Source organism: Pseudomonas sp. MD330_10 (genome assembly GCF_042610415.1).
Taxonomy (GTDB): Bacteria; Pseudomonadota; Gammaproteobacteria; order Pseudomonadales; family Pseudomonadaceae; genus Aquipseudomonas; species Aquipseudomonas rhodesiae.
This window is the reverse complement of the sequence record NZ_JBHGZU010000200.1, coordinates 1-229: the sequence shown is the minus strand read 5'-3', so window position 1 is coordinate 229 and position 229 is coordinate 1. Positions and strand designations below refer to the sequence as shown.

Genomic DNA, 229 nt, shown 5'->3' with positions numbered 1-229 from the left:
GCGAGCACTGGTAGCAATACTGGGGCTGTCGCCGCGTTCGCCGGGTGACTGACCATGGCCAGGGGCGTCCCAGGCGAAGTAGTCGAACTGAGGCAAGTCGAGTTCGTCGACCAAATGCGCGATACGCCCCGTATGCTCATGGCCGCGATGGAACAACACGATTGCCTTACGCGGATCGCCGCCCGCTGGGGCGGTGGCCGGCCTGTGCCGATAGAAAAGCTCGACGCCA

At 64.2% G+C, this 229-nt stretch carries 1 protein-coding gene; it reads right to left on the bottom strand.

The annotated features are described in order from the left end of the window. Positions 1 to 229, bottom strand: a 229-nt coding sequence (locus tag ACFZPT_RS27185; protein WP_379559199.1) for a serine aminopeptidase domain-containing protein, incomplete at both ends; no start/stop codon positions are given.